We start from the raw sequence: 4,768 nt of genomic DNA on the forward strand, positions 1-4,768 counted from the left end.
ATATCCGTGACGCTGTGATTCTCCGCCAGCAGAAGCTTCTTGGCTTCCTCGATACGAATCCGGGTCACAAGCTCGTGCGGTGTTTCTCCGAAGACTCGTGCGAACAAGCGATTGAAGTGAAACGGCGACAGGCAGGCATGGCTGGCAGCCTTTTCCAACGTGATCCGGTCACGATAGCAGGCGCCGAGATAGTCGCGCGCGCGGCAAAGGCGCGCAAAGGTCACCGGATCGAAAAGCCGAGGATCACGCCGCATGGCCAACTCGACCCGTCGCGATAGAGCTCTCATCGCAGGTACTTTACCACTTTTTTTAACTCCCCTGGAATTGAAAACCTTGACGTGAGGGTCTCTCGATTCTTTTGACGCTTTAGAGAGTGAAAGAGATACTGCCAAACGCCAAAGGGCGCGCGGCATACATACCGACAGGAGATCACCAATGACACAAACTCAAACTCTTAACGCAAGAAACGCAGGGGCCCAGCGCTCTTGGCCGCTGCTAGCCATTGTGCTCGTGCTGATGGGTGCAACCATCGCCAGGACTCAAGACGCTCCCCCAACCACGTCGTCGCCGAAAATCCTGGCAGCCGTAGCCAGCACAACCGAGATCACGATCACCGGCCAGCATTTCGGCTCCGCCCGGCCGACCGTCACTCTAGACGGCACGGTGTTGACCCTCACCAGCTACTCAAACACGCAGGTCATCGCCGATTTAGCAAGCAATCAGGCGCCCGGGTCATTCTTGCTGGCCCTGAAAACCGCAGGCGGATTGACAGCTTACTTTGACACCACGATTGGCGCCGTGGGAGCGCAAGGTCCCCCGGGACCTCAGGGGCCGGAGGGACCCCAGGGTCCACAAGGTCCGCAGGGGGAACAAGGACAACAAGGCCCTCCCGGGCAGGGTCTTAACCCGCAGTGGTCTCTCCAGTTCTACGTCGTTCCGCCAAACAGCGAAGCGCAGGCCGTTTGGGGCTGTAATAGCGGAGGCGTTCTGATCGGCGGTGCGTGCGGAAGTTCTGAGGGGGAACCGAACCAATTCTATATTGTCGTAAACAGCTCAGCACCAACCGGAGACTTGTCGGCTTGGCAGTGCGAGGTCGACAACAACGACTTGTTCAACCCTCACAGCATAGTCTACGGGTCACTGTGCTCCTATCCCAACGGGATGCTCCACAGAAAGGAGCGCCTAACACCAACGATCAAGATCACAGCCATCCCGGCAAAGCACTAATCGTTATTTGATTCTGGCCCGCGTAATCGGCGCGGGCCAATTTATTCAAAGGATGCTTTGGTCGCAACTGTCGAACCTCTGGGCGTGCTATCGTCTGCTCATGCGCCGACAGATTGCGTTGATCTTCGCAGTGCTCTTTGTCCTCGTCTGCTCATCCTTTGCTAATGAAAAGTATCAGCAACCCGGCCCCATCCACCTCGATCGCGCAGGTGAGAAATGGGCGGAGCAAACCCTGCACAAACTCTCGACGGAAGAAAAAGTAGGCCAACTTTTTGTGGTCTGGGTGCGCGCCAAGTTTCTGAACGTCGAGGCGCCTGAGTACCTGCAACTTCGCGACGACATCCGCAAATACCACCTCGGCGGACTCACCATGACCGTACCCTGGGATCCACCATTTCTCTACCGGAGCCAACCTTACGAAGCTGCCGAACTGCTCAATCGACTGCAGAAGAATTCCAAGCTGCCGCTACTGATTGCGGCCGATTTCGAGCGCGGAGTCACGATGCGCCTGCACGGCGCCACCGAATTTCCGCACGCCATGGCATTCGGCGCCGCGAGCAATCTGGAGTACGCCGAGGCCTTCGGCCGGATCACCGCACAGGAAGCTCGCGCCGTCGGCGTGCACTGGAATTTCTTTCCCGACGCCGACGTGAATTCGAATCCAGCTAACCCGATCATCAATACCCGTTCGTTTGGCGAAGATCCCCAGCAAGTCGGCGACCTGGTAACCGCGTACATTCGCGGAGCGCGAGCCAACGGAATGATGACGACCGTTAAACATTTCCCTGGCCACGGCGACACCGCAACCGACTCTCATCTGGGCGTGGCGCAAGTGACCGGCGACATGGCGCGCCTCAAGTCCGTGGAACTGCCGCCGTTTCAGCGCGCAATCGAAGCTGGGGTGGATTCCGTAATGGTGGCCCATGTTTCCATCCCGGCTCTCGACCCCGATCCCAACCACGTAGCCACGACCTCGCCCCAAATCGTGACCGGACTACTCAAAAACCAGCTCGGGTTCAAGGGAATCGTCATCACCGACGCGCTTGATATGGCTGGCCTCACTCGTCTTTATGCCGCACATATTGGCCGCGCGGCAGTAGACGCTTTTAAGGCGGGCAACGACGTACTGCTCATCCCAGCCGACCTCGACGCGTCCTATCGCGCCATGCTCGAAGCCGTGCGCACGGGCGAAATCTCCGCTGCCCGGCTCGATGCATCCGTGCTCAAAATATTGAAAGCAAAGGCCTCGCTAAATCTTCATAAAACGCGCCTGGTGAATGTTGAGGCGCTATCCACTGTGGTCGGCAAGCCTGAGAATCTTGCCCTCGGCCAGAAAATCGCAGACAGTTCTATCACCCTGGTCCGCGATAATGGCAAGCTGCTGCCGCTGAAATCTTCGGGAACCGCCGCGCCCGGTCTTCCGTATCAGAAGGTGGAAGAGGTGCGCGACACCGTCGTCGTCATAATTTTCTTAGACGACATGCGCACCGAAGCTGGACGCAGATTGGAACGAGAGATCCGCGAGCGCGTGCCGGACGCCAATGTCACTTATGTCGATCCTCGCGTGGCTGGTGCGATGGCTGACGATGTGTTGAAGGCCGTGGACAACGCGAAATCCGTCATCGCGGCAGTGTACGAAGTTCCCGTGCCTGGCAAAGTGATGAAAGGTGCAAACGCTGTGACCAACTCGGTCGGCCTTTCGGAAGCGAGCGGCGCGCTGTTGCAGAAGGTGTTGGATCATGCGGCAGAGAAAACTGCCGTGCTCGCCATGGGAAATCCATACCTGGCACAGGACTACCCGGCAATACAAAATTATCTCTGTACGTTTTCCAACGCGACGGTTTCAGAAGTCAGCGTAATAAAAGCGTTGTTCGGAGAAATCGCGATCCGCGGACATCTTCCGGTCAGCATCCCGAACATCGCCCAGCGCGGCGCCGGAATCGAACGTCCCGCGCAAGTCTCGCAAGGAGTTTCTCGACATGCGTATTCGCAAGGTAATTAGCTGGCTTCCGGTCTCGGCGATCGTGGCCTCGCTCGCGCTCTTGCCTGCCTGCAGCATCAATGTGAAGGATCACGACGATGACGGCAACAGTAAAGTCGACATCAACACTCCGGTGGGCGGAATCCACGTTGACGAAAATGCGGACGCCCGCGACGCCGGTCTGCCTGTCTATCCCGGCGCCCGCCCGAAGCCGAAATCCACCGATGGCGACTCGAAGAGTGCCAACGTCAACCTGTCTGCGTTCGGCTACGGCTTGAAAGTTGTCGCCCTCGAGTACGAGTCGGACGATCCACCCGCCAAAATCATCGCTTACTACCAGGACCAACTGAAAAGATACGGCAATGTGCTGCAATGCCACGGCAGACGTTTCAAAGTCGACGACGATGTCCCCGTGATTGGTGGCCAAAAGGGTTACGTCGTTGGAGGTAATCTCAAGTGCGATTCTGACGACAACGGCAAAACGATCGAACTCAAAGCCGGAACCGATGACAACCAGCACATCGTTTCCATCGATCCCGAAGGCAAAGGCTCCGACTTCGCCATCGTCTGGGTCCGACTCCGCGGCAAGCAAGGCGATATCTAGGAGGGAAGTAATGTCTCGATCCGCAACACGTTTCCAAACCGTTTTCTGCCGACTGGCTCCAGCAGCCGCATTCGCCGCGTTTTTGACTTTTTCTCCGTCGAGCGCCAGAGCTCAACAAGACAACGGGAACGAAGACAAGCATCTCGACATCCGCAGCTCAGCCGGCGATCTGCACGTGGGCAATGACGCCGACGTTCGCGACACCGGATTACCCGTCTATCCCGGTGCGCGCCTGAAGCATGACGATGACAGCAAGAATAGCGCTAACATCGGAATTTTCACGGCGGCATTCGGGATGAAGCTGGTAGTCGTCAACTACGATTCCGACGATTCACCCGGCAAGGTCATCGCTTACTATCGGGATAAGCTAAAGAAATACGGCAAGGTTCTCGAGTGCCACACCAGCGAGCACGGCGGAGATGTTCACGTGAATGCCGGCAAGGACAACTCCAACGGGTCCAAAGAGGTCAAGTGTGAGGGCGACAACACCGGCAACGTCGTCGAACTGAAAGTCGGAACACAGGACCATCAGCATCTGGTTTCCGTCGAATCGTCCCCGAAAGGCAACGGTTCCACCTTCGTCCTGGTCTACGTGCACACGCGCGGCAAACAAGGCGACATCTAAGGGTTCGATAATCAAAGGAGCGACGGGCGTCTCCGCCCGCCCGCGTTGCTGTTTCTTGCGAAGCGTAAGCCTCTGCTGTACCTTGAAACTCGGTGGAACATCCTTGCTATAAATGTGGCGCGAGCGTCGAGGACGGCACTCCGTTCTGTCCGCGCTGTAATGCCCCTCAGATTCGAGTCGCCGGATCTGCGCCGCTCGCAACCGTCGCAGCCGCGCCGAACGGGGTGATCGAACCGTCCGCCTCCTACACTCCACGGCTGATGTCCGCTCTGGAATGGCATCAAGCTCTGCCCTCTGCTGGAATGGCAATCCTGGCAGCGCTTTTCCTCAT

5 protein-coding genes are annotated in these 4,768 nt (G+C 57.6%); 4 read left to right on the plus strand and 1 reads right to left on the minus strand.

Features of this window, described 5'->3' with window-relative positions:
- The coding region (locus ABSE61_RS35920; protein ID WP_423875904.1) for a helix-turn-helix domain-containing protein at positions 1–254 on the minus strand (254 nt) is incomplete at its 3' end.
- A gap of 262 nt (positions 255–516) precedes the next feature.
- On the opposite strand from ABSE61_RS35920, the gene ABSE61_RS35925 reads away from it, so the two are divergent.
- The 4 genes from ABSE61_RS35925 (at position 517) to ABSE61_RS35940 (ending at position 4,437) form a co-directional block, all read left to right on the plus strand.
- Positions 517–1,227: an IPT/TIG domain-containing protein gene (locus tag ABSE61_RS35925; protein WP_423875908.1), complete on the plus strand. Its 711-nt coding sequence runs from the start codon at positions 517–519 to the stop codon at positions 1,225–1,227.
- A 7-nt stretch (positions 1,228–1,234) separates the two neighbouring features.
- Positions 1,235–3,229: a glycoside hydrolase family 3 protein gene (locus ABSE61_RS35930; protein WP_423875905.1), complete on the plus strand. Its 1,995-nt coding sequence runs from the start codon at positions 1,235–1,237 to the stop codon at positions 3,227–3,229.
- Positions 3,207–3,812, plus strand: a complete 606-nt coding sequence (locus ABSE61_RS35935) for a hypothetical protein (protein WP_423875906.1) — start codon at positions 3,207–3,209, stop codon at positions 3,810–3,812. Before ABSE61_RS35930 ends, ABSE61_RS35935 begins: the two co-directional genes overlap by 23 nt.
- A 175-nt stretch (positions 3,813–3,987) precedes the next feature.
- Positions 3,988–4,437, plus strand: a complete 450-nt coding sequence (locus tag ABSE61_RS35940; protein ID WP_423875907.1) for a hypothetical protein — start codon at positions 3,988–3,990, stop codon at positions 4,435–4,437.
- The last annotated feature ends 331 nt before the right edge of the window (positions 4,438–4,768 follow it).

Source organism: Bradyrhizobium sp., assembly GCF_049519115.1.
In the GTDB taxonomy this organism is placed as follows: domain Bacteria; phylum Pseudomonadota; class Alphaproteobacteria; order Rhizobiales; family Xanthobacteraceae; genus Bradyrhizobium.

Excerpts from the sequence above, each read along its gene's own strand:
- ABSE61_RS35925 (WP_423875908.1), top strand. The coding sequence starts at position 517 with ATGGGTGCAACCATCGCCAGGACTCAAGACGCTCCCCCAACCACGTCG.
- ABSE61_RS35935 (WP_423875906.1), top strand. The coding sequence starts at position 3,207 with ATGCGTATTCGCAAGGTAATTAGCTGGCTTCCGGTCTCGGCGATCGTG.